General features: G+C 67.2%; 20 protein-coding genes. 7 read left to right on the forward strand and 13 right to left on the reverse strand.

Annotated features, from left to right (window positions below):
• Positions 1-5 precede the first annotated feature (5 nt).
• The 5 genes from INP52_RS07605 to INP52_RS10170 all read right to left on the reverse strand — a co-directional run bounded on the left by INP52_RS07605 (position 6) and on the right by INP52_RS10170 (position 5,145).
• Positions 6-995, reverse strand: coding sequence for a YitT family protein (locus tag INP52_RS07605; protein WP_194370555.1), 990 nt, complete (start codon positions 993-995; stop codon positions 6-8).
• 219 nt (positions 996-1,214) lie between these two features.
• Complete coding sequence (gene gatB, locus INP52_RS07610; RefSeq protein WP_194370557.1) at positions 1,215-2,723, reverse strand: Asp-tRNA(Asn)/Glu-tRNA(Gln) amidotransferase subunit GatB; 1,509 nt, start codon at positions 2,721-2,723, stop codon at positions 1,215-1,217.
• On the reverse strand, positions 2,720-4,216 hold the full coding sequence (gene gatA, locus INP52_RS07615) for an Asp-tRNA(Asn)/Glu-tRNA(Gln) amidotransferase subunit GatA (RefSeq protein ID WP_194370559.1): 1,497 nt from the start codon (positions 4,214-4,216) through the stop codon (positions 2,720-2,722). The genes gatB and gatA overlap by 4 nt, the downstream gene beginning before the upstream one ends.
• Positions 4,216-4,533 (reverse strand): Asp-tRNA(Asn)/Glu-tRNA(Gln) amidotransferase subunit GatC, encoded by a 318-nt coding sequence (gene gatC / locus INP52_RS07620; protein ID WP_194370561.1) that lies wholly within the window; start codon positions 4,531-4,533, stop codon positions 4,216-4,218. Before gatC ends, gatA begins: the two co-directional genes overlap by 1 nt.
• Before the next feature lie 360 nt (positions 4,534-4,893).
• Positions 4,894-5,145 (reverse strand): oligopeptide/dipeptide ABC transporter ATP-binding protein, encoded by a 252-nt coding sequence (locus tag INP52_RS10170; RefSeq protein ID WP_228478303.1) that lies wholly within the window; start codon positions 5,143-5,145, stop codon positions 4,894-4,896.
• Positions 5,146-5,294: 149 nt separating this feature from the next.
• On the opposite strand from INP52_RS10170, the gene sufC reads away from it, so the two are divergent.
• Genes sufC through INP52_RS07655 form a run of 6 tightly spaced genes read left to right on the forward strand, consistent with a single transcriptional unit; the run spans position 5,295 to position 10,800 of the window.
• On the forward strand, positions 5,295-6,074 hold the full coding sequence (gene sufC, locus INP52_RS07630; protein ID WP_194370563.1) for a Fe-S cluster assembly ATPase SufC: 780 nt from the start codon (positions 5,295-5,297) through the stop codon (positions 6,072-6,074).
• A gap of 53 nt (positions 6,075-6,127) precedes the next feature.
• Positions 6,128-7,486 (forward strand): Fe-S cluster assembly protein SufB, encoded by a 1,359-nt coding sequence (sufB, locus tag INP52_RS07635; protein ID WP_332307373.1) that lies wholly within the window; start codon positions 6,128-6,130, stop codon positions 7,484-7,486.
• A complete protein-coding gene (locus INP52_RS07640; RefSeq protein WP_194370567.1) occupies positions 7,486-8,616 on the forward strand; it encodes a SufB/SufD family protein in 1,131 nt (376 codons plus the stop codon). The genes sufB and INP52_RS07640 overlap by 1 nt, the downstream gene beginning before the upstream one ends.
• 2 nt (positions 8,617-8,618) lie before the next feature.
• Entirely contained in the window at positions 8,619-9,896 is a 1,278-nt protein-coding gene (locus tag INP52_RS07645; RefSeq protein ID WP_194370568.1) for an aminotransferase class V-fold PLP-dependent enzyme, read from the forward strand.
• Positions 9,883-10,320 (forward strand): Fe-S cluster assembly sulfur transfer protein SufU, encoded by a 438-nt coding sequence (gene sufU / locus INP52_RS07650; protein WP_194370570.1) that lies wholly within the window; start codon positions 9,883-9,885, stop codon positions 10,318-10,320. Before INP52_RS07645 ends, sufU begins: the two co-directional genes overlap by 14 nt.
• 36 nt (positions 10,321-10,356) lie before the next feature.
• Complete coding sequence (locus INP52_RS07655) at positions 10,357-10,800, forward strand: RrF2 family transcriptional regulator (protein ID WP_194370572.1); 444 nt, start codon at positions 10,357-10,359, stop codon at positions 10,798-10,800.
• 339 nt (positions 10,801-11,139) lie between these two features.
• Here INP52_RS07655 and INP52_RS07660 read toward each other — a convergent pair whose 3' ends face one another.
• From INP52_RS07660 to fba, 7 genes are all read right to left on the reverse strand, one after another.
• Complete coding sequence (locus INP52_RS07660; protein WP_194370574.1) at positions 11,140-12,648, reverse strand: serine hydrolase domain-containing protein; 1,509 nt, start codon at positions 12,646-12,648, stop codon at positions 11,140-11,142.
• Between the two features lie 43 nt (positions 12,649-12,691).
• Positions 12,692-12,883 carry a hypothetical protein gene (locus tag INP52_RS07665; protein ID WP_194370576.1) on the reverse strand — a complete coding sequence of 64 codons (192 nt, stop codon included), beginning with the start codon at positions 12,881-12,883 and terminating at the stop codon, positions 12,692-12,694.
• Complete coding sequence (gene dltD / locus INP52_RS07670) at positions 12,880-14,181, reverse strand: D-alanyl-lipoteichoic acid biosynthesis protein DltD (protein ID WP_228478304.1); 1,302 nt, start codon at positions 14,179-14,181, stop codon at positions 12,880-12,882. The genes INP52_RS07665 and dltD overlap by 4 nt, the downstream gene beginning before the upstream one ends.
• The gene (dltC, locus tag INP52_RS07675; protein WP_194370578.1) at positions 14,182-14,433 is read right to left on the reverse strand and encodes a D-alanine--poly(phosphoribitol) ligase subunit DltC; all 252 of its coding nucleotides are present in this window, start codon (positions 14,431-14,433) and stop codon (positions 14,182-14,184) included. It abuts the gene before it with no gap.
• Positions 14,426-15,604, reverse strand: a complete 1,179-nt coding sequence (gene dltB, locus INP52_RS07680) for a D-alanyl-lipoteichoic acid biosynthesis protein DltB (RefSeq protein ID WP_194370580.1) — start codon at positions 15,602-15,604, stop codon at positions 14,426-14,428. Before dltB ends, dltC begins: the two co-directional genes overlap by 8 nt.
• 4 nt (positions 15,605-15,608) lie before the next feature.
• Positions 15,609-17,207: an amino acid adenylation domain-containing protein gene (locus tag INP52_RS07685; RefSeq protein ID WP_194370581.1), complete on the reverse strand. Its 1,599-nt coding sequence runs from the start codon at positions 17,205-17,207 to the stop codon at positions 15,609-15,611.
• A gap of 188 nt (positions 17,208-17,395) precedes the next feature.
• Positions 17,396-18,268, reverse strand: a complete 873-nt coding sequence (gene fba / locus INP52_RS07690) for a class II fructose-1,6-bisphosphate aldolase (RefSeq protein ID WP_194370584.1) — start codon at positions 18,266-18,268, stop codon at positions 17,396-17,398.
• A 202-nt stretch (positions 18,269-18,470) separates the two neighbouring features.
• On the opposite strand from fba, the gene INP52_RS07695 reads away from it, so the two are divergent.
• Entirely contained in the window at positions 18,471-19,499 is a 1,029-nt protein-coding gene (locus tag INP52_RS07695) for a hypothetical protein (RefSeq protein ID WP_194370586.1), read from the forward strand.
• 156 nt (positions 19,500-19,655) lie between these two features.
• On the opposite strand, the gene INP52_RS07700 is transcribed toward INP52_RS07695, so the two are convergent.
• A complete protein-coding gene (locus INP52_RS07700) occupies positions 19,656-22,082 on the reverse strand; it encodes a glycyl radical protein (protein ID WP_194370588.1) in 2,427 nt (808 codons plus the stop codon).
• Positions 22,083-22,154 lie beyond the last annotated feature (72 nt).

Genomic DNA, 22,154 nt, shown 5'->3' on the forward strand with positions numbered 1-22,154 from the left:
CGCAGCTAGCTCACGCCGCGAAAGCCCCGCCCGATGATCTCCGAGCTGCTCGTGATCGTGATGAAGGCGTCCGGGTCCACGCTGTGCACGAAGAGGCGCAGCTTCATGGCTTCGCGGCGCGTGAGGACGCTCGTAAGGATGACCACGCGCCTGCCCGAGAAGGCCCCCCGGCCGTACTCGACCGTCATGGTGCGCTCCAGCTCGCGCACCACGTACTCCTCCACCTTACGCGGGCAGGAGCAGATCACGCGGCACACCTTGCGCTGGCGGACGCTCTCGATGAAGCTGTCCACCACGAAGGTCTTGGCGATGAGCCCGAGCATGCAGTACAGGCCCACCCGCGCGCCGTACAGCCCGATCGCGGAGCAGACGATGCCCACGTCGACGGCAAAGAGCGCCTTGCCGATCTCTATGTCGGTGTGCTTGCGCAAGATCATGGCAACGATGTCCGTGCCGCCCGTCGACGCGCCGATGTCGAACACGATTGCGCTCCCCACGGCCGGCAGAAGCACGGCGAAGCAGACGTCGAGCCACAGGTCCCCCGTGATCGACTCTTGGATGGGGGCGACCCACTCAAAGAGCGAGGTGTAGGCCGAAAGTGCGAACGACGCGTAGGCGCTCCAGAACACCGCCTTGCGGTCCAGGAAGACAAAGCCCAGCGCCACGAGGATCACGTTGAGGATCCACATGAAGACAGAGACCGGCAGGGTGGGAAACGCGGTCGCAAGAAGGATGGCGAGGCCCGAGGTGCCCCCGAAGGCGAGGTGGTTGGGCGTCTTGAAGAGCACGATCGCAGCCGCGGTGAGGATGAGCCCCACGTTGAGCAGCGAGAAGAAGGCAACCGGACGGTAGCCGGCGCTGCGGCGCTGCGACAGGCGCGCGCCACGCAGGACCTCCTCGTCGCTCACCAGCTCGCGCACAGGCTCCACGGCATCGCCCCCGTAAGCGATACCGCGACTCAGTGCCTCGTCTGATGCGTCAACCCGCTCCCCCATGACCCGCGCCCCCTGCCGTTTGCCCTCGTTGCCGCGAGTCTAGCATGCACGGGAGTGGAGGGAACACGCCGTGCCCAAGACCACCTTTCCGGGTTTGGGTTCGGGGGGAGTCGCCTGTGCGGCAGATGTGACCACTGAGCTGCGCGGACGCACGGAGTGACCCTCAAGGGGCCACCCCGCGCGAACCCAAGCTCGGAAAAGGGCCCGGAAAAGAAGGCGCTAGGCCTCGAGTCGCTCGGTCAGAAGCTGGTTGAAGGCCTTGGGATTGCCCGAGCCCCTGGCCGCCCTCATGCATTGCCCCACGAGAAACCCGACAACCTTCGTGTTGCCGTCGCGATACTGCTGGGCCTGGTCGGCGCAGCGGCCCAGGACCTCGTCCACGATGGCCGCAAGGGCCCCGGCGTCCGTGGACTGGCGCATGCCGCGGGCGTCCACGACAGCCTCGGGGTCGTCATCGGTGCCGTCCACCGCATCCAGGACCTCACGAGCCTGCGCGAACGTGATCGCGTCGGCGGCGAGAAGGCCCGCCAGGGAGGCGACCTGCGCGGGCGTGAGCGCGTCGTGGCCCGGGATGAGGTTGACCATCACCTTGGCGATGGTGGGCACGACCTTCTCGCCCGCGCTCGCGACGGCGCGCTCAAAGAGGGCGCTCGTGGCAGGGTCACCGGCGAGACGGGCCGCATCGGCGCGCTTGAGGCCAAAATCGGCCATGTAGCGGTCGCGCTTGGCGCGCGGCAGCTCGGGTATGCGCGCGCGGCAGCGCTCAATGAACTCGTCGGAGAGGTCGAACGGGGCGAGGTCGGGGTCCGGGAAGAGCCGGTAGTCGTCGGCCGTCTCCTTGACGCGCATCACCACGGTGCGCCTGCGCGAGGGCTCCCAGTGCCGCGTCTCCTGGTAGACGATGCCGCCCTCCTCGAGCGCCTCGGCCTGGCGGCAGATCTCGTACTCGAGGCCATCGTGGAGGCTCTTGAAGGAGTTGATGTTCTTGAGCTCGGTCTTGGTGCCCAGGCGGGTCTCGCCACGGCGACGCAGGCTCACGTTTCCGTCGCAGCGCATGGAGCCCGACTCGAGCGAGCAGTCGGAGATGCCGAGCGTGAGGAAGGTCTGGCGCAGCTCCTCCATGAACAGGCGCGCCTCCTCGGGAGTGCGCAGGTCGGGCTCGGTGACGAGCTCGATGAGGGGCGTGCCGCAGCGGTTGTAGTCGATGAGGGACTCGGTGGCCTCGGTGATGCGGCCCTCCTCGCCGCCCACGTGCACCATCTTGGCGGCGTCCTCCTCCATGTGGATGCGCAGGATGCGAATGGGCGCTACGTAGGAGCCGTCGGCGGCCTTCTGGATCGTGGTGTCGGGGCGCTCGCGGGCGCCCTCGCCGTCGACCTCCAGGTCCAGCTGGCCGTACATGCAGAAGGCGACCGGGCCCTGGGTGGTCTGGAAGTTCTTGGCCATGTCCGGATAGAAGTAGTGCTTGCGATAGAACATCGAGTGGCGCTGGATCTGACAGCCGCAGGCCAGGCCCGCCATGACGATCGACTCGATGGCCTTCTCGTTGGGCACGGGCAGGGCTCCCGGCATGCCCAGGCAGACCGGGCAGACGTTGGTGTTGGGGGGGTCGTCGTGAGAGAGGCGGCAGTCGCAGAACATCTTGGTCTCGAGCGCGGTGAGCTCGGTGTGGACCTCGAGGCCGATGACGGCCTCCCAGTCCTGCAGCACCTCGGCGAGCTTCTTCATCTGAGCTCACCCCCCCTCCCGGTGAAGTCGGGCGCCACGAGGCCCTGGGCGTCAAAGGACCGCTCGATCGCACGGGCAAAGGTGAGCAGCGTGCGGTCCTTGAACGCCGGCCCCTGGAGCTGCGCCGAGACGGGCAGGTGCGTGGCGTCGCCCAGGCCCAGGGGCACGGAGACGGCGCCGTTGCCCGCGATGTTGGCCGAGATCGTGAACAGGTCGGACGCGTACATCTGGGTGGGGTCGGAGATCTCGCCGAGCTTGAAGGCCGTGCGCGGCGAGGCCGGCATGAGGATGACGTCGCAGCGCTCCCAGGCACGCTCGTAGTCCTGGGTGATGAGGGTGCGCACCTGCTGGGCCGGGTAGTAGTAGCGCTCGTAGACGCCCGAGGAGAGCAGGTAGGCGCCCAGGAGCTGGCGGCGCTTGGCCTCCTCGCCAAAGCCGCGGGCGCGCGAGAGCGACGTCTGCTCGGCGAGCGTCGCGCATCCCGGCTCCTGATAGCCGTAGCGCACGCCGTCGAAGCGGGCCAGGTTGGAGAAGGCCTCGCAGGGCGCGATCACGTAGTAGGCCGCGATGGCCGAGGCGACGTGGGGAAGCTCAACCTCCACGAGCTCGGCCCCCTGGTCCACGAGGGCGCGCCCGGCGCGCTCGACGGCGCGGCGCACCTCGTCGGTGAGGCCGGCGGCCTCCATGAGCTCGGGCACCACGCCCACGCAACGTCCGCCCACGGGGTCTTCGAGGTGCGCGAGAAAGTCCACGGGGCAGTCCTGCGACGTGGAGTCATAGGGGTCACGGCCGCCGGACACGAGCGCGTTCATGGCCAGGGCAACGTCCTCGACGCGTCGGCCGAAGGGGCCCACCTGGTCGAGCGAGGACCCAAAGGCCACCACGCCATAGCGACTGACCGCGCCGTAGGTGGGCTTCATGCCCACCACGCCACACAGGGATGCCGGCTGGCGGATGGAACCGCCCGTGTCGGAGCCCAGGGCGACCGTGACCTCACCGGACGCGACGGACGCGGCCGAACCACCCGAGGAGCCGCCCGGCACGCGCTCAGTGTCCCAGGGGTTGAGCGTGGGGTGGAAGGCCGAGGACTCGGTGGAGGACCCAAAGGCGAACTCGTCCATGTTGGCCTTGCCCACGGGCGTGGCCCCGGCGTCGATGAGGCGCTGCACGCAGGTGGCCGTGAAGGTGGACTCGTAGCGCTCGAGCATGTGGGAGGCGCAGGTCGTGCGCGTGCCCACGAGGTGCATGTTGTCCTTCACCGCCACGGGCACGCCGGCGAGCGGCCCCAGGGGCGCCCCGGCCGCGCGTGCGGCGTCAGTCGCGGCGGCACGCTCGAGAGCGAGGTCGGCCGAGACCTGGAGCAGCGCCTGGACGTCCTGCTCGCGGGTCTCGACGGCGTCGAGAGCGGCGCGCGCGACCTCGACCGCCGAGAAGTCCCCCGCCCGGACGCCCGCCGCGATGCGTGCGGCGGAGAGCTCGTCGACGTTGGCCATCAGCGATCGCCCCCCTCGGCGCCCAGGATGGAGGGGACGCGGAAGCTGCGGTCGCGCGTCGAGCCCGCGTTGGAGAGCGCCACGTCAAGGGGCAGCGCGCGCTCGGTCGTATCGGGCACGTCGTCTGCCATCACGTTCGAGAGGTCACCGATGGGGTGGAAGGTGGGCTCGACGCCTGCGAGGTCGTACTCGCGTATGGGCTCGAGCAGCCCGACGGCCTCGTTCAAGTAGGTGGTCATCTCGTCGAGCTCCGCATCCGTGAGGGCGATGCGCGCGTAGTCCGCGATGTCCGCCACGTCTTCTCTGGAAAGCGCCATGAATCCTCCTGTCACACATTCGTCTTCTCATCTTACGACAAGGTGGGACGGGGTCCGCACACGCCAGACGGACCGAGACGCGCAGGCAACAATGGAAGAGGGAGCGGGCGGAAGAGGGCGGCCCGCGCACCCAACCTTACGAAAGCGCAAGCCACAGACTAGGCACTTCGATGGCGTGCGGGCAGCGCCCATGAGACGCTGAGAACGTCAAGGGCCCGTCGGCCCCAGCCCACCCTGCGGAGGTTAGTCATGAAGAAGGTCGCCCTTATCGCGTTCGTCGTCCTTGTCGGCCTTGCGGTCATTCTCGATGACGGCAGGCCGCACACGCGGCACACGCGGTAACGCACAGGAAACGCCGTCCTACCCTTCGTAGCCCGGCGCGTACCAGCAGGCCACGAAGTGTCCCGGCGACGCCTCGCGCAGCTCTGGCTCACCCTGGGCGCACGCGTCTTGGGCGTAGCGGCACCTCGTCCGGAACCGACATCCCTCAGGAACGTCCAGGGGGCTCGGAATCTCTCCTGAAAGGGCCGCGCGCTCCCACAGGGTACGTACCCTGTGGGAGAGACGGCGACGGGACCGGGTACTTGGGCAGTGTCGCCGCTCAAATGCCACTACGAAAAGAGCAATTGTTGTCTCACCCTGTTTTTTGCCTCTCTCGGCTTGCCTTTAATTCCCTACTGATTAGTATGAATTGAGCCACCTTCGGGCGGTCGCAAGCAGCAGAAGTGCGCGGCGCGCGCACGCCCAGCAGAGGAGAGACAATGGCAACGCAGCTACTCAACATAAGCTCCCTGTCCGCGGGGATCGAGGACAGGCCCATCCTGCACGGCGTCGACCTCACGGTCGGCGAGGGCGAGAGCCACGTGCTCATGGGTCCCAACGGGGCCGGCAAGTCCACGCTCGGCCACGTCATCATGGGTGACCCCGTCTATCAGGTCAGCTCCGGCACCATCACCTTCAACGGAGAGGACGTCACGGAGCTCTCCCCCGACAAGCGCTCGCTTGCCGGCATCTTCCTCTCCTACCAGGCTCCCGTCGAGGTTCCGGGCGTGCCCCTCTACAGCTTCCTGCGCACGATCTGTCAGATGCGCCCCGAGCTCAAGAGCACCGCACGCGAGTTCCGCAAGCGCGTGGGAGAGATCGCCGACCAGCTCGACCTCGAACAGAGCTTCCTCATGCGCGAGCTCAACGTAGGCTTCTCGGGCGGCGAGAAGAAGAAGATCGAGATGCTGCAGCTCCTGCTCCTGCGCCCCAAGCTCGCCATTCTCGACGAGACCGACTCGGGCCTGGACGTGGACGCCCTCGGCGTGGTCTCGCGCGGCATCGAGGCCTACCGCGAGCAGTGCGACGGCGCCCTCATCGTGATCACGCACAACACGCGCATCCTCGAGCGCATCGCCGTCGACCGCACGCACGTCATGGTCAAGGGCCGCATGGTGGCCGAGGGCCCGGCCGGCCTCATCGACGAAATCGACAAGACCGGCTTCGAGCGCTACGAGAGCGCCCTCGAGACCGAGGCTCTGGCGGGTGATGCCAAGTGAGCAAGAAGCGCACCGAGGTCGCCGACGTCGATCGCTCCCTCTACGACTTCGTCATGCCCGAGGAGGGCTACGAGCGCTACAGCGACGGCCTCACCCCCGAGATAGTCCGGTCCATCTCGGCCAAGAAGGACGAGCCCGACTGGATGCTCCAGATGCGCCTCGACGCGCTGGAGACCTACCACGACCGTCAGATGGCCCCCAACTGGGGTCCGTCGATCGCCGGGCTCGACCTCGACCACATCTCGACCTACGTGGCCCCCAAGACCAAGCAGGCCAAGAGCTGGGACGACGTCCCGACCGACATCAAGAACACCTTCGAGCGCCTGGGCATCCCGGCCGCCGAGCGCGAGAGCCTGGCCGGCGTGGGCGCCCAGTACGACTCCGAAATCGTCTATCACAACATGCGCGATGAGGTCGCCAAGCAGGGCGTCGTCTACACCACCATCGAGGACGCGCTGCACGACCCCGAGCTCGAGCCCATGGTCCACGAGTACTTTGGCACGCTCATCCCGCCCTCGGACCACAAGTTCGCGGCCCTACACTACGCCGTGTGGTCCGGCGGCTCGTTCGTCTACGTGCCGGCCGGCGTCACTCTGGACTACCCGCTGCAGAGCTACTTCCGCCTGAACGCCGCCGGCGCGGGCCAGTTCGAGCACACGCTCATCATCGTGGAGAAGGGTGCCGACCTGCACTTCATCGAGGGTTGCTCGGCACCCAAGTACTACGAGGCCAATCTGCACGCCGGTGCGGTGGAGCTCTTCGTGAAGGACGGCGCACGCCTGCGCTACTCCACGATCGAGAACTGGTCCAAGAACATGTACAACCTCAACACCAAGCGCGCCAGCATCGGGGCGGACGCCAAGATGGAGTGGGTCTCGGGCAGCTTTGGCAGCCACGTCTCCTACCTCTACCCCACCACCATCCTGGCAGGCGATCGCTCGAGCTGCGAGTTCACCGGCATCACCTTCGCCGGTGCCACGCAGGACCTCGACACCGGCTGCAAGGTCATCCTGAACGGCGCCGACACCACGACCTCGGTGGACACCAAGTCCATCTCCAAGGACGGCGGCATCAACACCTTCCGGAGCTCCATCGTGGTGGGCAGGCACGCCGACCGCGCGCGCTGCACCGTGAGCTGCCAGTCGCTCATGCTCGACAACATCAGCCGCTCAGACACCATTCCCGCCATGGACGTGCGCAACGCGACCGCCCAGGTGGGCCATGAGGCCACGATCGGCCGCATCTCCGACGACACGATCCTCTACCTCATGAGCCGTGGCTGCTCGGAGGGCGAGGCTCGCACGCTCGTGGTCAACGGATTCGCCAATCCCGTCTCCAAGGAGCTCCCTATGGAGTACGCCGTGGAGATGAACAATCTCATTAAGCTCGAGATGGAAGGGGCCATCGGATAATGCTTACCAAGAACAGCCCCACGCCGCCCGAGGCGGGCGCGCAGGGAACCCTCACCCTCGAGCGCGTGAACACCGCCCCCGAGCAGACTTGGAACCGCCTGAACACCAACGACATCACGCTCAGCGTGCCCGTACGCTCCCGCAAGGGCAGCGTCTACTTCGCCCTGCCGCGCCTGTTCGACCGCGTCGAGTGCGGCATGGGCGAGCGCGTGCGCGACTGGGCCGTCTCCCAGGCTGCCGACGCGCGCTACGTGGAGGTCCCGGCGCGTACGGTGCGCGAGGAGCCCATCGTCGTGAGCATCAACGCCGATGCTGGCGAGGTCGCGGACACCGGCGTCATAGTCCGCGAGGGCGCCGAGGCCACGATCGTCGTGGCCGTCACGGGAGGGGCCGACCCCGCAGCCGCACACGCCACGTCCGGCTCGCTTCTGCGCGTCTTCGCCGAGGCCAAGTCCCATGTGAGCATCATCGAGATCATCGGCGTGGGCGAGGCTCAGCAGCACCTTGACAACGTGGGGATTTCCGCCGACGCTAACGCCCACGTCGAGGTGAGCCAGTTCGCGCTCGGCGGCGGAACGGTCGCGCTCGGCCTGGCCTGCGACCTCGCGGGCGCTCACGCGCGCATCGATCTCTCCTGCCGCTACCACGTCAACGGCGCGCAGGTGCTCGACGTCAACCACGTCGTGCGCCAGCGTGGTCGCATGACGCGCGCCGAGATCTCCGAGTCCGGCGTCCTGGAGGACGCTGCCAAGAAGAGCCTGCGCACCACGATCGACCTCATCCACGGCGCCAAGGGTGCCAAGGGCAACGAGGCCGACACCGTCTTCGTGCTCGGTGACGACGTCGTCAACAAGACGGTCCCCGTCATCCTCTGTGACGAGGACGACGTCTTGGGCAACCACGGCGCCACAATCGGTTCGGTGAGCCCCGAGCAGCTTGTCTATATCCAGAACCGCGGACTCTCCCTCAAGGAGGCCGAGCGGCTCTTCGTGCGCGCCCTGTTCGAGGACGCCATCATGAACGCCCCCGAGCCGGCCTCCCACGCCGCCGCGCTCGCCCAGGCCGAGCGCGTCCTCGGCGACGAGGTGGCCCACGACTTCGACGACGCGCGCACCACGAGCGAGGAGTAATCATGTCCATCTTTGGCCCCGACGCCCCTGACATCAGGAAGAACCCGTTCAAGGCGGACTTCCCGCTCCTGGCCTCCCACCCTGACCTCGCGTTTCTCGACAGCGCGGCCACAGCTCAGCGCCCCTCGTGCGTCCTCGACGCCCAGAGGCGATTCTACGAGACCATGAACGCCAATCCGCTGCGCGGCCTCTACAGCCTGTCCGTTGAGGCGACCGCCGCGATCGCGGACGTGCGTGCCCAGGTCGCGCAGCTCATCGGCGCCATGGACGCCGACGGCCGCCCGGACGCCACCGACGTGATTTTCACGCGCAACACGAGCGAGTCGCTCAACCTCGTGGCCAAGTCCTTTGGCCCCTTCGTGCTCGGAGCCGGCGATGAGGTGGTCGTCACCATCATGGAGCACCACTCCAACCTCATCCCCTGGCAGCAGGCCTGTCACGCGTCGGGTGCCACCCTCGTCTACCTCTACCCGTCCGTCGACGGGACGCTCTCGGACGAGGAGATCGCCGCCAAGATCGGGTCGCGCACCAAGATCGTGGCCGTGGCGGAGGTCTCCAACATCATGGGGTGCCGCCTGCCCGTCGAGAAGATCGCGGCCGCCGCGCACGCCCAGGGCGCCTACGTGGTGGTCGACGGCGCGCAGTCCGTGCCGCACCTGCCCATCGACGTGCGCGAGCTGGGTGCGGACTTCTTCGCGTTCTCGGCCCACAAGGCGCTCGGCCCCATGGGCGTCGGCGCGCTCTGGGGCAAGCACGAGCTTCTCGACGCCATGGAGCCCATGCTCACGGGCGGCGAGATGATTGACTCCGTCACCGAGCAGGATGCCGTGTGGGCCCCTGTCCCCGAGAAGTTCGAGGCCGGCACGCAGGACGCCGCTGGCATCTACGCCACCGGCACGGCCCTGGGCTACCTCACGCAGGCTGTGGGCTACAAGACCGTATCCGCACGTGAGGCGGCGCTCGTCTCCTACGCGATGGGACGCCTCGGCGAGCTCGACTTCGTTGACCTCATCGGGTCCGCGGACCCTTCTCGCCATCATGGCGTCATCAGCTTCAACGTGCGCGACGTGCACCCGCACGACGTAGCGAGCATCCTTGACATGTCGGGCGTCTGCATCCGGGCGGGTCACCACTGCGCCGAGCCCCTTCTCTCCTGGCTCAAGGTGGAGAACCTCGCCAGCTGCCGCGCGAGCGTGGCCTTCTACAACGACGCAGCGGACGTCGACCGTCTGATCGACGCCCTCAACCAGGTTTGGCAGGTCTTCCATGGCAGTAACTGATCTCTATAACGCCGAGTTCATGGACCACGTGGCCCACCCGGACTACAAGTACGAGCTCGAGGACGCCACCTGCACCCACGAGGGCGTGAACCCCTCGTGCGGCGACGAGCTGACCTTCTCGGTGCGCCTGGGAGACGACGGCACCATCGCCGAGGCCGCCTTCACGGGACACGGCTGCGCCATCAGCCAGGCGAGCGCCGACATCATGAGCGACCTCGTGACGGGCAAGACCCCCGAGGAAGCCATCGGGCTCTGCAAGCTCTTCAGGCAGATGCTCACCGGCGAGGTCACCGACGAGGCGGCGCTCGAGCCCCTCGAGGGCGGCGTGCTTCTGCGCGACATCGCCCACATGCCCGCCCGCGTCAAGTGCGCCGAGCTCGCCTGGCGCACGCTCGAGGAGATGCTCGAGGCACGCGAGGGGTAGGCGAGCGGATCCATCCACCAACTGGAAGGAGGCACCATGGCAGCAATGTTCTCCACGAAGGGCATGTACGCCCTGCGCGCTATGGCCGACCTGGCCGTCCATGACGGCTGGGTGTCTCTTGGCGACGTCGCGCGACGTCAGAACATCTCGCGCAAGTATCTTGAGCAGGTCATCTCGCTCATGCACAAGGCTGGCTTCGTGAAGAGCCAGCGCGGCAAGGGGGGCGGCTACCAGCTCACGCGCGCACCCGAGGACTACACCCTGGGCGAGCTCCTGCGCGCCGCTGAGGGCAGCCTCGCGCCCGTGGACTGCCTCGACTGCACGAACGGGGAGTTCTGCCCTCAACTCGAGACCTGCACGACCGTGGGCATCTGGCGCGACCTCGGCCGCGTGACGTCGTCCTATCTTGACGGCAAGACTCTCGCCGACCTCGCCCAGCCCGGTGCGGCAGAGGGCGTCTGCACGGCCCGGCCGAACTAGGGCTGCCCACGCGGGTGCGTGCGGCATGCGTGCGGATTGGTGCGAGTTTTTGATGCAAACGGGGCCGTGGCGCCTTTCTCGCCCCGCATCATGTGGGCAAACGTCGCAGAGGGTCACAACGAGAAGCCCCTAGCATCAAGGCCTTGCCCCAATCCGCGTTGCGGCAGCCGACCAAGGTGAAAGGTTCACCACCCAAGGTCGGGACACCTCGCAGCCTCCCGCAACCCCAGAGGGGACTTGTCAATAGATTTTCGCCGGCATCCCTTGTATCAAGGCCCTTGGCTCCAGAAGAAGCTCAGGTCAGAAGCTTGCCACTTTTTGGGATAGAAGGGGTCTACTCTAAAATCTATTGACAAGTCTCCTTTGCCGCCTCGCGCACAGCCACAGGGCCAGTTTCAGCGCCCCCGCAGCCGCGAGCAGCGCCGTACCTGCCACGAGCACGACAGCCTGATCCGGATAAAAGTCCGCAAAGTCCTCAAAGCGCATGCCGAGCGCACCCGGAAGTCCAAGCAGGTAGGAAGGCAAAAGAACGTGCAGACCCACAGAGAGAATCCCCCGGGCCACGCCCGTCCGTCTAGGACGCCTTCCCTTGAGCGTGCGCGCCACCGTCAGCACGAGCGGAGCTGCCGCCGCCGCGAGCGCCAGCGCGTACGCCACGTCATAGGCTACGTGAGACTCCACGTGCTCGGCCGCGTCGATTCCCTGCGGCTCGCCGCCGATGGCCATCGTGAGCACGTCATCTCCCATCGAGAAGAACGTGTCGTTGCCCCCGAACTCGTCGTTTGCGTCCGCGAGCATGACGACGGCAAGGTCGCGCCCCGGCAGCACGCACATGCGTGCCGCGTAGTTCTCGACCTGCCCGTCATGGGAAAGCACGAGCTCGCCGTCGTCCCAGGTGTAGGTCGTCCATCCCATGCCGTAGTACGTGTCGCCCCCGTCGCTCACGCGATCGAAGACCATGCGATGGATGCCGGCCGCCGAGAGCGCGCCCGCGCCGCTGTTCAGATACATCTGCAGGTAGGAGACCATGTCGGACAAGCTCGCACGCACGTAGCCGGAGGCCGACCCGCCCCAGGCATCATCGCCCTGCTCGTGGATAAAGCCATCGGCTACGTACGCCCCGAACCAGCTGCGGTGACCGACGGCCTCGGGTGCGCGCTCCAGCTCCCCCGGCACGGACGCGTCGGCCATCCCCAGGGGACCGAAGACGTTTTTGCGCAGATAGGACCCATACGTAAGGCCGCTCACGTTCTCGACGATGCGCCCGAGCAGGTCGTAGTTCGCGTTCGCGTACGAGAAGCTCCCCAGGGTGTCCCCCACCTGCGCGTCGGCCAGAGACTCGTAGTAGCCAAAGCCGCTCGTCTGATTGAGCAGGTCACGCACGGACACGACGGACGACACGTCGTAGCCAGGCGCATAGGTCACCGCCGGCGCGTCGAGGTCCACGAGTCCCCGCTCGACGAGCTGCATGATCGAGAGAGCCGTGAGCGACTTGGACAGCGAGCCGACCAGGAAGGTGTCGTCCACGCTCTCCACGTCACCGAAGGTGGCCTCGTAGCGAACCTCGTCGGAGCTTACGACGGCCACGGCAATCCCGGGAAGCCCGGATGCCGAGAAGTTCCGCGCGAAGTATGCGTCGAGCTCCTCGTCGAGCGTCAGACCCTCCGGCTCCGCGCCGATCGGGGCCTCGTGGCCCTGGTCCGTGGGGTCGACGGGCTCATCGATCTCGGACTCGTCGGGCTCGACCGAGAGGCCCTGCTGCTCGAGGTCGTCTGGCGACGGCAGGAGCGCCTCGTCGGCGCGTGCGAGCGCGGGTGCGACCGCACAGACGAGCGCGAGTGCCGCCATGAAAACGCCCGCGAGCGCCCCGACCGACGCCCGCCTCTGCCCCCTAGAAGCCGTCATAGATGAAGGGCACCGGCTCGTTCAGACCGGAGAAGACGAGAAACCACACGAGCAGCGCGCCCATGCCCAGGGCGGCCACGCCCGCGAGCGCGGCCACGAGGCCGGGGCGGGCGTCGGCGAGGGAGCGCAGGCGCCGGTCGGCCTCCTTGAGCGGGTGCCTCGCTTTCCCGGAGCTCATTGGGGCTCCCCTCCCGCGCCCGTCGCAGCGGCGGCAAGACCCTCGGCGTCACCGTATCCGCCCCCACCTAGAAACGCATCGTCACGCCCGTTCACGAAGTCGTAGAACGACTGCTCGATCCTCACCCAGCCGACCCAGCCGGGGTGCACGGTGTCACAGAGGAAGTACTTCTCGTACTCGCAGCTCGAGAAGTCGGCGTAGGCCACGTCGGCGTCGTCGCAGATGCCGCGCACGCGCGCGTAGTATGCGCTGCGCTCGTCCGCGGTGACGTCGGAGACGTCGTACCACGCACCGTTCACGGGCAGGATGCACACGAGCGGCTCCAGGCCGACCTCGCGGCAGACCTGCAGAAACAGGGCAAGGTCGTCGTACTCCGCATCGGCCTCTGAGAAGTCCTGGAACAGCTCGGGGTCGAAGCCATGGTTCTTCTCCCAGAACGCGTCATAGATCCCGTAGTCGTTCGAGGTGGTCGCGGCCGCGCCCTCCGAGCGGGCCTCGCCGAGAAGCGCGTCCCAGTCCGGCTCTCCCGTCGACGTCCCCGCCTGGCGTGTCAGGCTTTTCGAGGGCGCGATCTGCACGATGTTGTTCAGGTCCGAGCGCAGCCGCCAGGCGTCCGTCACCGCGTAGGCCACGTCGTTCAGGGCGTCGAGGGGTGTGTCGCGCGCGCCGGCCGCCAGCGTGGCGTCATCGATTCCCAGCGCGGCGCAGCGGGCGCGCACGGCTGCCTTGGTGTCGTCGGAGACGTCCGGGTTCCGCATGAGGGTCCGATAGAGCGAGTAGGAGAACTTCGTGTAGAACTTGCGCTGTTCCCCGTCGCCCCTGAAGAACCACTGCGGAGAGACGATGAGCATGACCTTCTTGTTGGGCACGCGGCTGCCGTAGGCGCCCGCCGCGATGGCCTGCCACAGGCTCTGGTCGTAGCCCTCGCCGATGAACGTCATATCCACGCCCGTGTTGTTCTCGCCAAAGACGGCCTGGGGCACCATGGAGACAAGGCTCTTGGAGATGTAGAACTCGGACGAGCCAAAGCAGAGGTAGCCCTCCGCGCTCATGTTGTTGAGCACGAAGTCGGCGTTCTCGGACTTGCCGCTCGCGTAAACGTAGTCGTAGAGCTTCGAGGGGTCGGCGGCACCGTTGGCGGGCAGCGCCCACGTGGCAAAGGCCGCCACGCCCAGACCGAGCGCCACCAGCCCCGCCGCCACGCAGGCGAGCAGGCGCATCCCCGGCCCGAGGTGGCCGCGAGGCCCCGGCCCCTCGGGCGCGTCGCACTCGCCCCGCATGTCCTTCTCGCACGCCATCTAGAGCCTGCGTGCCACCTGGGACACGATCTTGTTCACCGTGTTCATCTGGGAGCGCTCAACCTCGGTCGGGGCAATCGAGACGCCGAACTCCTCCTCTATGCCCACGAGCAGTTCGATTGCCGCCATCGAGTCCAGAAAGCCGAGCTCGAACAGGTCCTCGTCGGGGTGGGCACGCACCTCCTCGTCGTCGCAGACGCTTTCGAGCAGGCCAAGCATCTTGTCTTTGACCTCGTCATCCGAGCTAGCCATTGAGTGCCCCTTCCACGAGCATGCCAATCTGTCCCGAGAACAGCGCAAAACCAAGTATCACGAGCTGAAGCGTCACGAACCACGAAACCAGCGTAAACCACACCTGGCCGCGATGCGCCCGGTAGAACTTCGAGCGCTTCTGAATCCCATACGTCGCCGCGAGCAGGACCCCGTGATAGAGGCCGTAGCCCACGTAGCCGGGCGAGACCCCATGCCAGAACCCCATGACGAGCATGTCCACCACAAAGCTCGCCTGAGCCACGCTCACCCGGTCGCGGATGAGCCTGCGACGCATGATCAGACGCGTGAAGCGCATAAAGACGAAGTCGCGAAACCAGGTAGACAGCGTGATGTGCCAGCGGTTCCAGAAGTCCACCATGTCCGTGGCAAGAAACGGCGCACGGAAGTTGCGCGGGCAGCGAATCCCCAGGCAAAAGCTCGCCCCCATGGCCATGAGGCTGTAGCCGGCGAAGTCGAAGAACAGGTAGAGCCCGTAGAGGTAGGCGGTCTTGACCTGGGCGAGGAGCTCCGTGCCCACGTCGGAGGACCCCCAGGCGGCGGGCGCGTAGAAGCGGTGCGCGAGCTCGGCGAGGACCATCTTGTAGACGGCGCCGATCAGGAGCAGCAGGATGCCGCGGGCGAGAAGCCCCGCGTACTCGTCGCGCGTGGGCGTGGCGTGGGCGTCGGCCGCAAAGCGCCTGCTCCGATCGATGGGGCCCTCGGTGAACTGCGGAAAGAACAGCAGGAAGCTGAGCCAGTCCTCGAGGCCCAGCTCGTCTTGGGAGATAAGCCCGTCGTGGACCTCGATCACGACCTGCGTGGCCTTGAACGTCACGTACGAGATCCCCACGAACCCCCAGAGGCTCTGGTCGAAGACGGCCGAGACCTTGTAGAGCGCGAGCGGCGCGACGGTGAGGCCCACGGCCGCGTAGAAGCGCCGCGCGTGGGTGGGAGCCGCCGCGCACCACAGCGTCGCCCCGCGGGAGACCACGAGAAACGCCCCCAGGGCCGCGAGCTCGACCGGCGTCCTGAAGAAGAGGCAGCCCAGGAACACGACCGAGACCGCGAGCGCGTAGTGGCGCAGCGGCCGCTCGGTAAGGCCGAGCGCGGCCGCGCCCGCGAGCGCGACGGCGAGCAGGGCGAAGAAGCTGGGATCCGAGAAGAACTCCATGCGCTTACCTGCGCCGGACGACGCTCGCGGCGAGCGCCGCGCGGTCGACCTTCTCGTTGGCGGTCAGGGGAAGGGCGTCGACCACGCGTATGCGGCGCGGCACCATGTAGGCCGGCAGCGTGGCCGCGAGGAGCTCCTTGAGGGCACGCGCCACCTCGAACTCGCTGGGCTCGGCCGTGCCCGCAAGGGCCGCGGCTCCCCCCGGCTCGCAGGTGACAAACGCGACGAGGCTGTCCGTGCGCCCGGCACGGACGCGCGGCACCACGGCCGCCTGGGCGACGCCCTCCACGGCCTCCAGGGCGCCCTCGACCTCGCCGGGCTCGATCCGATAGCCGTTGAGCTTCACGAGCGCGTCGAGTCTCCCCTCGCAGTAGAGCATGCCCCGCTCGTCCAGGTGACCGAGGTCGCCCGTCCGATAGGCGCGCGTCGGGGTGCCGTCGACGAGCGTGGCGTCGAAGAACGCCGCCGCAGTCTTCTGGGGGCTCTCGTAGTAGCCGCGCGCCACGGTGTCCCCGCAGATGACGATCTCACCGGTGGCGCCCTCCGGCACGGGCGCGCCGGTCTGGGGATCCGTGATGCGAAGCTCGGTGCCCGGGCGCGGACGCCCCACGCTCAGGGGCGTCGGATCGGCAAGCTCGGCATCGGTGACCGGGGCGTAGGTGACCGCGACCGTGGACTCCGTCGGACCGTACGTGTTGGTCACGAGGGCCTCGGGGAAGCGCTCGCGCAGGGCGCGGACGGTCGTGTGGTGCAGGACCTCGCCGCAGAACAGGAACAGCCGCGCGCGGGGCAGGAGACGCGCGTCGAAGCTCTTGTCGGCGAGGCAGAGGTCGACGAAGGACGGCGTAGAGACCCAGACCTCGATTCCGGAGGTCGCCAGGTCCGAGAAGAGCGCGGGGAAGTCCCCTGCGAGGTCGGGGCCCACGGCGTGCAGGCACCCACCCGTGGCGAGCGCGCCCGCGAGCTCGTAGACCGAGAGGTCAAACGAGTAGTGCGCCTGGTCGAGAAAGACGCGCCCGCCATCCGCGACCACGGGGAACGTCGTGAGCCAGCTCGTGAAGTTGGCCACGTTCGCCGCCGTGACCTCGATGCCCTTGGGGCGGCCCGTCGAGCCGGACGTGAAGATCACGTACTGCGTCTGGTCGCCCGTGACCCACCGCTCACGGGGACAGGGCACCAGGGGAGCCTCCTGCGACGCTGCGGCGCGCACGAGGGCGCGGGCGTCGAGCAGGCGGGCCGTGGGCAGAAGATCCGCGAGGCCCCTCGGAACGTCGCAGGTTGCAAGCAGCGTGGCGTGGGGAATCTGGCTCGCGATGTCACGGACGCGTGCGGTCGGGAGCTCCACATCAACGGGCGCGTAGGCGTGCCCGCTCATGAGGCAGCCGAGAAACGCTGCGACGGTGAGCGCCTCCTTGTGCCCCAGGACGATCACGGGACCCTGGCCAGGCACGCGGTCCGCGAGGGCACTCGCGAGCGCGGTCGCCTGAGACCACAGCGTGCCATACGTCGTGGGGGCCGCTCCGCGCGCGCGATAGCACACGGTCTCGGGCCGCTCGCGCGCGGTCTTCTCGATAGCTGCGAGCAGGGCGTTCTTCTCGCTCATACGTGCCCCTCCGAAGCCCTCGAATTCATTTCCAGAAGCCACCTTAGGCACTCGCGCGACTCAGGGGTCGCTCGCGTTCGGACGGCACAAAAGTTGAAGATAGGTAAAAGTCGGCTGAAAAAACTACCGAAAAAAGGCGGCCCGACGAGAAGTCGAGGCCACCCCCAAGAAACGATGCCACGCAGGCGCTAGTCCCAGCCCTTGCCGTCGGAGCCGAACTCCACCATAAGCTCCTTGGTGTGCGCGCAGATGGCGTCACGGCCGGGCTTGAGGAGCTTGCGGGGATCGTAGCCCTTGCCGTCCTGGTCCTTGCCCGCCTCGATGTAGGCGCGCGTGGCCTCGGCGAAGACGAGCTGGAGATCCGTGTTGATGTTGAGCTTGCAGATGCCCTGGGAGATGGCCTTCTTGATTTGGTCGACGGGGATGCCGGTGCCACCATGCAAGACGAGCGGCAGGTCCCCGGTCTTGGCCGTGATTGCGGAGAGCCGGTCGAAGGACAGGCCCTCCCAGTTGGCGGGATAGATGCCGTGGATGTTGCCGATGCCGCAGGCGAGGAAGTCGACGCCCAGCTCGGCGATGGCGAGGCACTGCGCGGGGTCTGCAAGCTCGCCCTGCGACGTCACGCCGTCCTCGGTGCCACCGATGCCACCGACCTCGGCCTCGACCGAGATTCCCTTTGCGTGGGCGGCCTTGACGACCTCAGCCGTGTGTGCGAGGTTGACGTCGAAGCTCTCCTCGTGGGAGCCGTCGTACATGACGGAGGTGAAGCCGGCGTCGATGCACTTGAAGACGTCCTCGTAGGTGCCGTGGTCGAGGTGCAGGGCCACCGGCACGGTGATGTTCTTGTCCTCCACGAGGTCACGCACGAGGTCCGCCACGATGCGAAAGCTCGTCTGCCACTTGGCGGCACCGCTCGTGCACTGGATGATAACCGGTGACTGGAGCTCCTCGGCGGCGTCGAGGATCGCCGACGCCCACTCGAGGTTGTTCGTGTTGAAGGCGCCAATGGCATAGTGGCCCCTCTGTGCGCTCTGAAGCATGGCAGTAGCATTTACGAGCATGATGACCTCCATATGTTGAAGCTCCGGAAGAACGCGGCGGCCCCATGATACCCCGACAGGGGCATAAAAAACGCTGCGATTTCCCTTTTTAGGAAGCCTTGTGGTTGTCTGCTCTTCGTGAGGTTCACCCTGCGGTAGCGGCACTCGGATACGCTCATGGGTACCGTGGGAGAAGAGGCATGCGGGAGAGGAAGGGATCGTCTTGTCGTCTACCAACGAGACCAAGGTACAGGAGCGGCCCAGAGAGCAGGCCGAGGGAAAGACCGCGGTGCAAGCCGAGGGCTCCTCAGCGAAGCAGAGCGTCCTCGGGGACTTCTCGGTGTCCCAGATCGTCGCGAGCGGGCTGGCCGCCGCCACGTCCTTCGCCCTCTCGTCGCAGATCGGCCTCGCGGGGTCCGTCATCGGCGTGGTCATAGGCGCGGTGGCGTCCGCCGCCGCCTCGCAGATCTACCGGAGCATCCTGTCCTCCTCCGCCGAGAAGCTACGCGCGTTCGGCTCGGACGACGATGACGATGCGGATGGTGCGGACGTGGGCGCCGACGTGACGGCCGTCGGAGACGTCGCGACCAACGACGGCCGCACGAGCCAACGAGAGCCCTGGCAACCCACGTCCGTCTCGGGCCGCACGCAGGTCCAGCAGGTGTCGGACTCGGGCACGCCCATCGCCCCGCACGAGGTGCGCCACGCCGCCCACGCGCGCCGACAGGCCCTCATTCGCCGACGCGTCACGATCGTGACGGCATGTGTGGGCGTGGTAGCGGTCCTTGTCTTCGCCCTCGTGGTGAACGTGGCCACCCAGGGGACCGGCATCGGGACGACCTCCACCTCCTCCTCGCAGACGCAGGATGTGACGGGCACCACGGCGCAGACGACCGGCGAGCAGCAGGCCGAGCCCCGGGAGCCCTCCGCGGGCACGCCCGACGCGGCCCCGACCGACGACAAGACGACCGGCACCGCCCCCACGGGCACGACCACGACCGATGACTCCGCGACCTCGGGCGACGCGTCGGGAGACACCACCTCCGACACCTCCACGGACGCGGGCACGGGCTCGAGCGACCCGTCGGACACCACGACCTCGGGCGACGACGCCTCGGGTGACACGAGCTCCACGACGGGCACGACAACGGGAACCACCGGCACGACCTCGAGCGGGACCACGTCGAGCACGACCGGCTCCTCCACGAGCACCAAGAAGGGCACCACGACGACCTCGAGCACGACGGCGTAGCCGCCCGTGGCCCACAAAAGGCCACCTGCTAGAAACCCCACCATACCCGAACGCCTGATTCCGGCGAAAAAAGGCACCGTAATTGGCGTTCGGGTATGGTGGGAAAAGTAGCCTTGGTCGCAGCTCGAGTCGGAGGCCGTCGAACGCGAGTGATTCCTAGAGCGTCTGCTCGGTGCGCTCGATGATGTCATCCTGGGTGGCGCGGGAGAGCACGTTGAAGAATGCGGAGTAGCCGGCCACGCGCACGATGAGGTCGCGGTGCTTCTCGGGGTGGGCCTGTGCGTCGCGCAGAACGTCGCGGCTCACGACGTTATACTGCACGTGATAGCCGTGAAGCTGGTCGAAGAAGGCCCGCGTGAGCTGGGCGAGCTTGACACGGTTCTCGGCCTTGGCCAGGACCTGGGGCACCATCTTCTGGTTGAGCAGCACGCCGCCCGTGATCTGGTCGGTGGGAAGCTTGGCGACGCTCTTGAAGACCGCCGTGGGCCCCAGACGGTCTGCGCCGTGACTGGGACTGCAACCCTCGGCGAGCGCCTCGCCGGCGCAGCGGCCGTCGGGCGTAGCGAGGGTGCCCGCCCCCTGCGGCACGTTCGCGGAGATCGAGCTCGTGCCGGCGTAGTAGGTACCACCGATGGGCCCTCGGCCGTAGCGCGTGTTGTGGTACTTCTTCATCTCGTCGATGTAGCAGTCGTAGGCGGCGCGGATGAGACCGTCCACGTAGTCGTCATCGTTGCCGTACTTGGGGGCGTCGAGCATGAGCCGGCGAATCCGCTGGTTCTTCTCACCGGCCCAATTGGCCTCCAGGGCGTCTCGAAGCTCGGCGGGCGTCACGGCATGGTCCTCGAAGACGACCCTCTTCATGGCCGCGAGCGAGTCGGCAAGGTTGGCGATGCCCACCTGCAGGTCGGAGATGAAGTCGTAGTGGGCGCCGCCCTCCTTCATGTTGAGGCCGCGCTCGATGCAGTCGTCGGTGAGCGCCGAGCACAGGACGTCGGCGGTGTCCTCTTCGAGGACCATGTCGCAGGTCGCATCGATGATCACGCACTGGCGGCACATCTCGCGCACGGTCTTGTCCCAGCAGGCCATGACGTCATCGAAGCTCGTGAAGTCCTCGAGCAGGCCCGTGTGGTCGAGCAGGCGCGTCCCACTTGCGGGGTCGACCCCGTCGTTCATGCCGATGAGCAGGGCCTTGGGGAAGTTGAGAAAGCTCATGCCCGTGCAGCGGTAGCCCCACTTGCCGGGGACGGCCGTCTCCACGCAGCCGATGGCCGAGTAGTTGTACGCGTCCTCGTGTGCAACGCCCCTCTCGATGAAGCTCGGGATGATGACCTCGTCGTCGTTGAAGGCGGGCATGCCAAAGCCGCAGCGCACGACCTCGATGCACTCGGCCATGAAGTCGTCGGGCAGCCCCTTGTGGTAGCGGACGGTCAGGTTGGGCTGGGTGAGGTGGCACTGCGCCACGGACTTCAGGATGAGCCAGCTCATGGGGTTGGTCGCGTCGACGGCCTTCCCGTCGACGAGCCTCTGGCCACCCACGGTAACGTTCTGGTAGAGCGGCGAGCCCGCCGAGAACTGCGTGTGGCTCCACGAGCGGATCTTGTTGATGGTGTAGGTCTTGAGCCAGAGGTTGCCCATGAGCTCGCAGGCCTCGGGCTCCGCGATGCGCCCGGCCTCGAGATCGGCCTCGTAGAAGGGCCAGAGGTACTGGTCCATGCGCCCGTAGGAGAGGCTGTGGCCGTTGGACTCGATCTGCAGCGCCAGGTGGACGAGCCAGGTGGACTGCACGGCCTCGCGCAGGGTTCGTGCCGGCTCGAAGGGGACGCGGTCGAGGGCGGCGGCCATGTCGCGCAGCTCGTGGGCGCGAGGCACGTCCCCGAGCTCGTCGGCCTTGGCCGCCTCCTCGCGGGCGAGCGCCGCATAGCGGGCGGCGAACGCCCTCATGGCGTCGACGACGATGATAACGGCCCGGTAGAAGTGGCTCTTGTGGATGTTGCGGTAGTCGGTGAGGTCGAGCTCCTCGAGCTTCTCCGCAGCGCGGCGCTGGAAGTCCTTGAGCCCCAGACGCAGGACCGCGCCGTAGTCGACCGCACAGTGGGCGTCACCCGAGGTGATGTTGCCCTCGCTCTTGATGATGCCCAGGTCGTAGAAGAGCTTGGAATGGGGCGGGAAGGCTGCCAGGCCGCGGTCGAGCAGGGTGTTGTGCTCCCAGAACGGCGCGATGTCGCGGAGCTTCTGCTTGTTCTCCTCGCTGATGTAGAAGCGGTCGCCGTCGCGCTGGTCGAACTTGTCCAGCTCGTCGATGACCCAGCTCATCGCATACTCCGGGAAGATCGGGGCCGAGCGGTTGGACGAGGCCTGGTTGCCCGCGATCAGCGTCTCGGGCTCGATGAAGATGGTCATCTCCTCGAGGACGCGCTTGAGCATGAGGGCGCGCTTGAGGGCCAGGGGCTGATCGGCATTCTCCCGGTAGACCTCTGTGGTGATGACCGCCCGCTCGACGTCTACCTGAGGCTTTGCGTCAAGCAGCTCGTCTCTGAACTGGCTCATGCGCGCGGTGGGCTCCCCGAAGTGATTATCGACCATGGTGGTTCCTCTCTCTCGCATCCCCTGCCACTCGGGTATACCAAGAATCTCGAGTACTGTCAATGTTCGTAA

Source organism: Thermophilibacter immobilis, assembly GCF_015277515.1.
In the GTDB taxonomy this organism is placed as follows: Bacteria; Actinomycetota; Coriobacteriia; order Coriobacteriales; family Atopobiaceae; genus Thermophilibacter; species Thermophilibacter immobilis.

What these genes read in the sequence shown, in the direction of transcription:
- INP52_RS07605 (WP_194370555.1), bottom strand. Translation starts at nt 995, where the DNA reads ATGGGGGAGCGGGTTGACGCATCAGACGAGGCACTGAGTCGCGGTATC.
- gatB (WP_194370557.1), bottom strand. Translation starts at nt 2,723, where the DNA reads ATGAAGAAGCTCGCCGAGGTGCTGCAGGACTGGGAGGCCGTCATCGGC.
- gatA (WP_194370559.1), bottom strand. Translation starts at nt 4,216, where the DNA reads ATGGCCAACGTCGACGAGCTCTCCGCCGCACGCATCGCGGCGGGCGTC.
- gatC (WP_194370561.1), bottom strand. Translation starts at nt 4,533, where the DNA reads ATGGCGCTTTCCAGAGAAGACGTGGCGGACATCGCGGACTACGCGCGC.
- sufC (WP_194370563.1), top strand. Translation starts at nt 5,295, where the DNA reads ATGGCAACGCAGCTACTCAACATAAGCTCCCTGTCCGCGGGGATCGAG.
- sufB (WP_332307373.1), top strand. Translation starts at nt 6,128, where the DNA reads ATGCCCGAGGAGGGCTACGAGCGCTACAGCGACGGCCTCACCCCCGAG.
- INP52_RS07640 (WP_194370567.1), top strand. Translation starts at nt 7,486, where the DNA reads ATGCTTACCAAGAACAGCCCCACGCCGCCCGAGGCGGGCGCGCAGGGA.
- INP52_RS07645 (WP_194370568.1), top strand. Translation starts at nt 8,619, where the DNA reads ATGTCCATCTTTGGCCCCGACGCCCCTGACATCAGGAAGAACCCGTTC.
- sufU (WP_194370570.1), top strand. Translation starts at nt 9,883, where the DNA reads ATGGCAGTAACTGATCTCTATAACGCCGAGTTCATGGACCACGTGGCC.
- INP52_RS07655 (WP_194370572.1), top strand. Translation starts at nt 10,357, where the DNA reads ATGGCAGCAATGTTCTCCACGAAGGGCATGTACGCCCTGCGCGCTATG.
- INP52_RS07660 (WP_194370574.1), bottom strand. Translation starts at nt 12,648, where the DNA reads ATGGCGGCACTCGCGCTCGTCTGTGCGGTCGCACCCGCGCTCGCACGC.
- INP52_RS07665 (WP_194370576.1), bottom strand. Translation starts at nt 12,883, where the DNA reads ATGAGCTCCGGGAAAGCGAGGCACCCGCTCAAGGAGGCCGACCGGCGC.
- dltD (WP_228478304.1), bottom strand. Translation starts at nt 14,181, where the DNA reads ATGGCGTGCGAGAAGGACATGCGGGGCGAGTGCGACGCGCCCGAGGGG.
- dltC (WP_194370578.1), bottom strand. Translation starts at nt 14,433, where the DNA reads ATGGCTAGCTCGGATGACGAGGTCAAAGACAAGATGCTTGGCCTGCTC.
- dltB (WP_194370580.1), bottom strand. Translation starts at nt 15,604, where the DNA reads ATGGAGTTCTTCTCGGATCCCAGCTTCTTCGCCCTGCTCGCCGTCGCG.
- INP52_RS07685 (WP_194370581.1), bottom strand. Translation starts at nt 17,207, where the DNA reads ATGAGCGAGAAGAACGCCCTGCTCGCAGCTATCGAGAAGACCGCGCGC.
- fba (WP_194370584.1), bottom strand. Translation starts at nt 18,268, where the DNA reads ATGCTCGTAAATGCTACTGCCATGCTTCAGAGCGCACAGAGGGGCCAC.
- INP52_RS07700 (WP_194370588.1), bottom strand. Translation starts at nt 22,082, where the DNA reads ATGGTCGATAATCACTTCGGGGAGCCCACCGCGCGCATGAGCCAGTTC.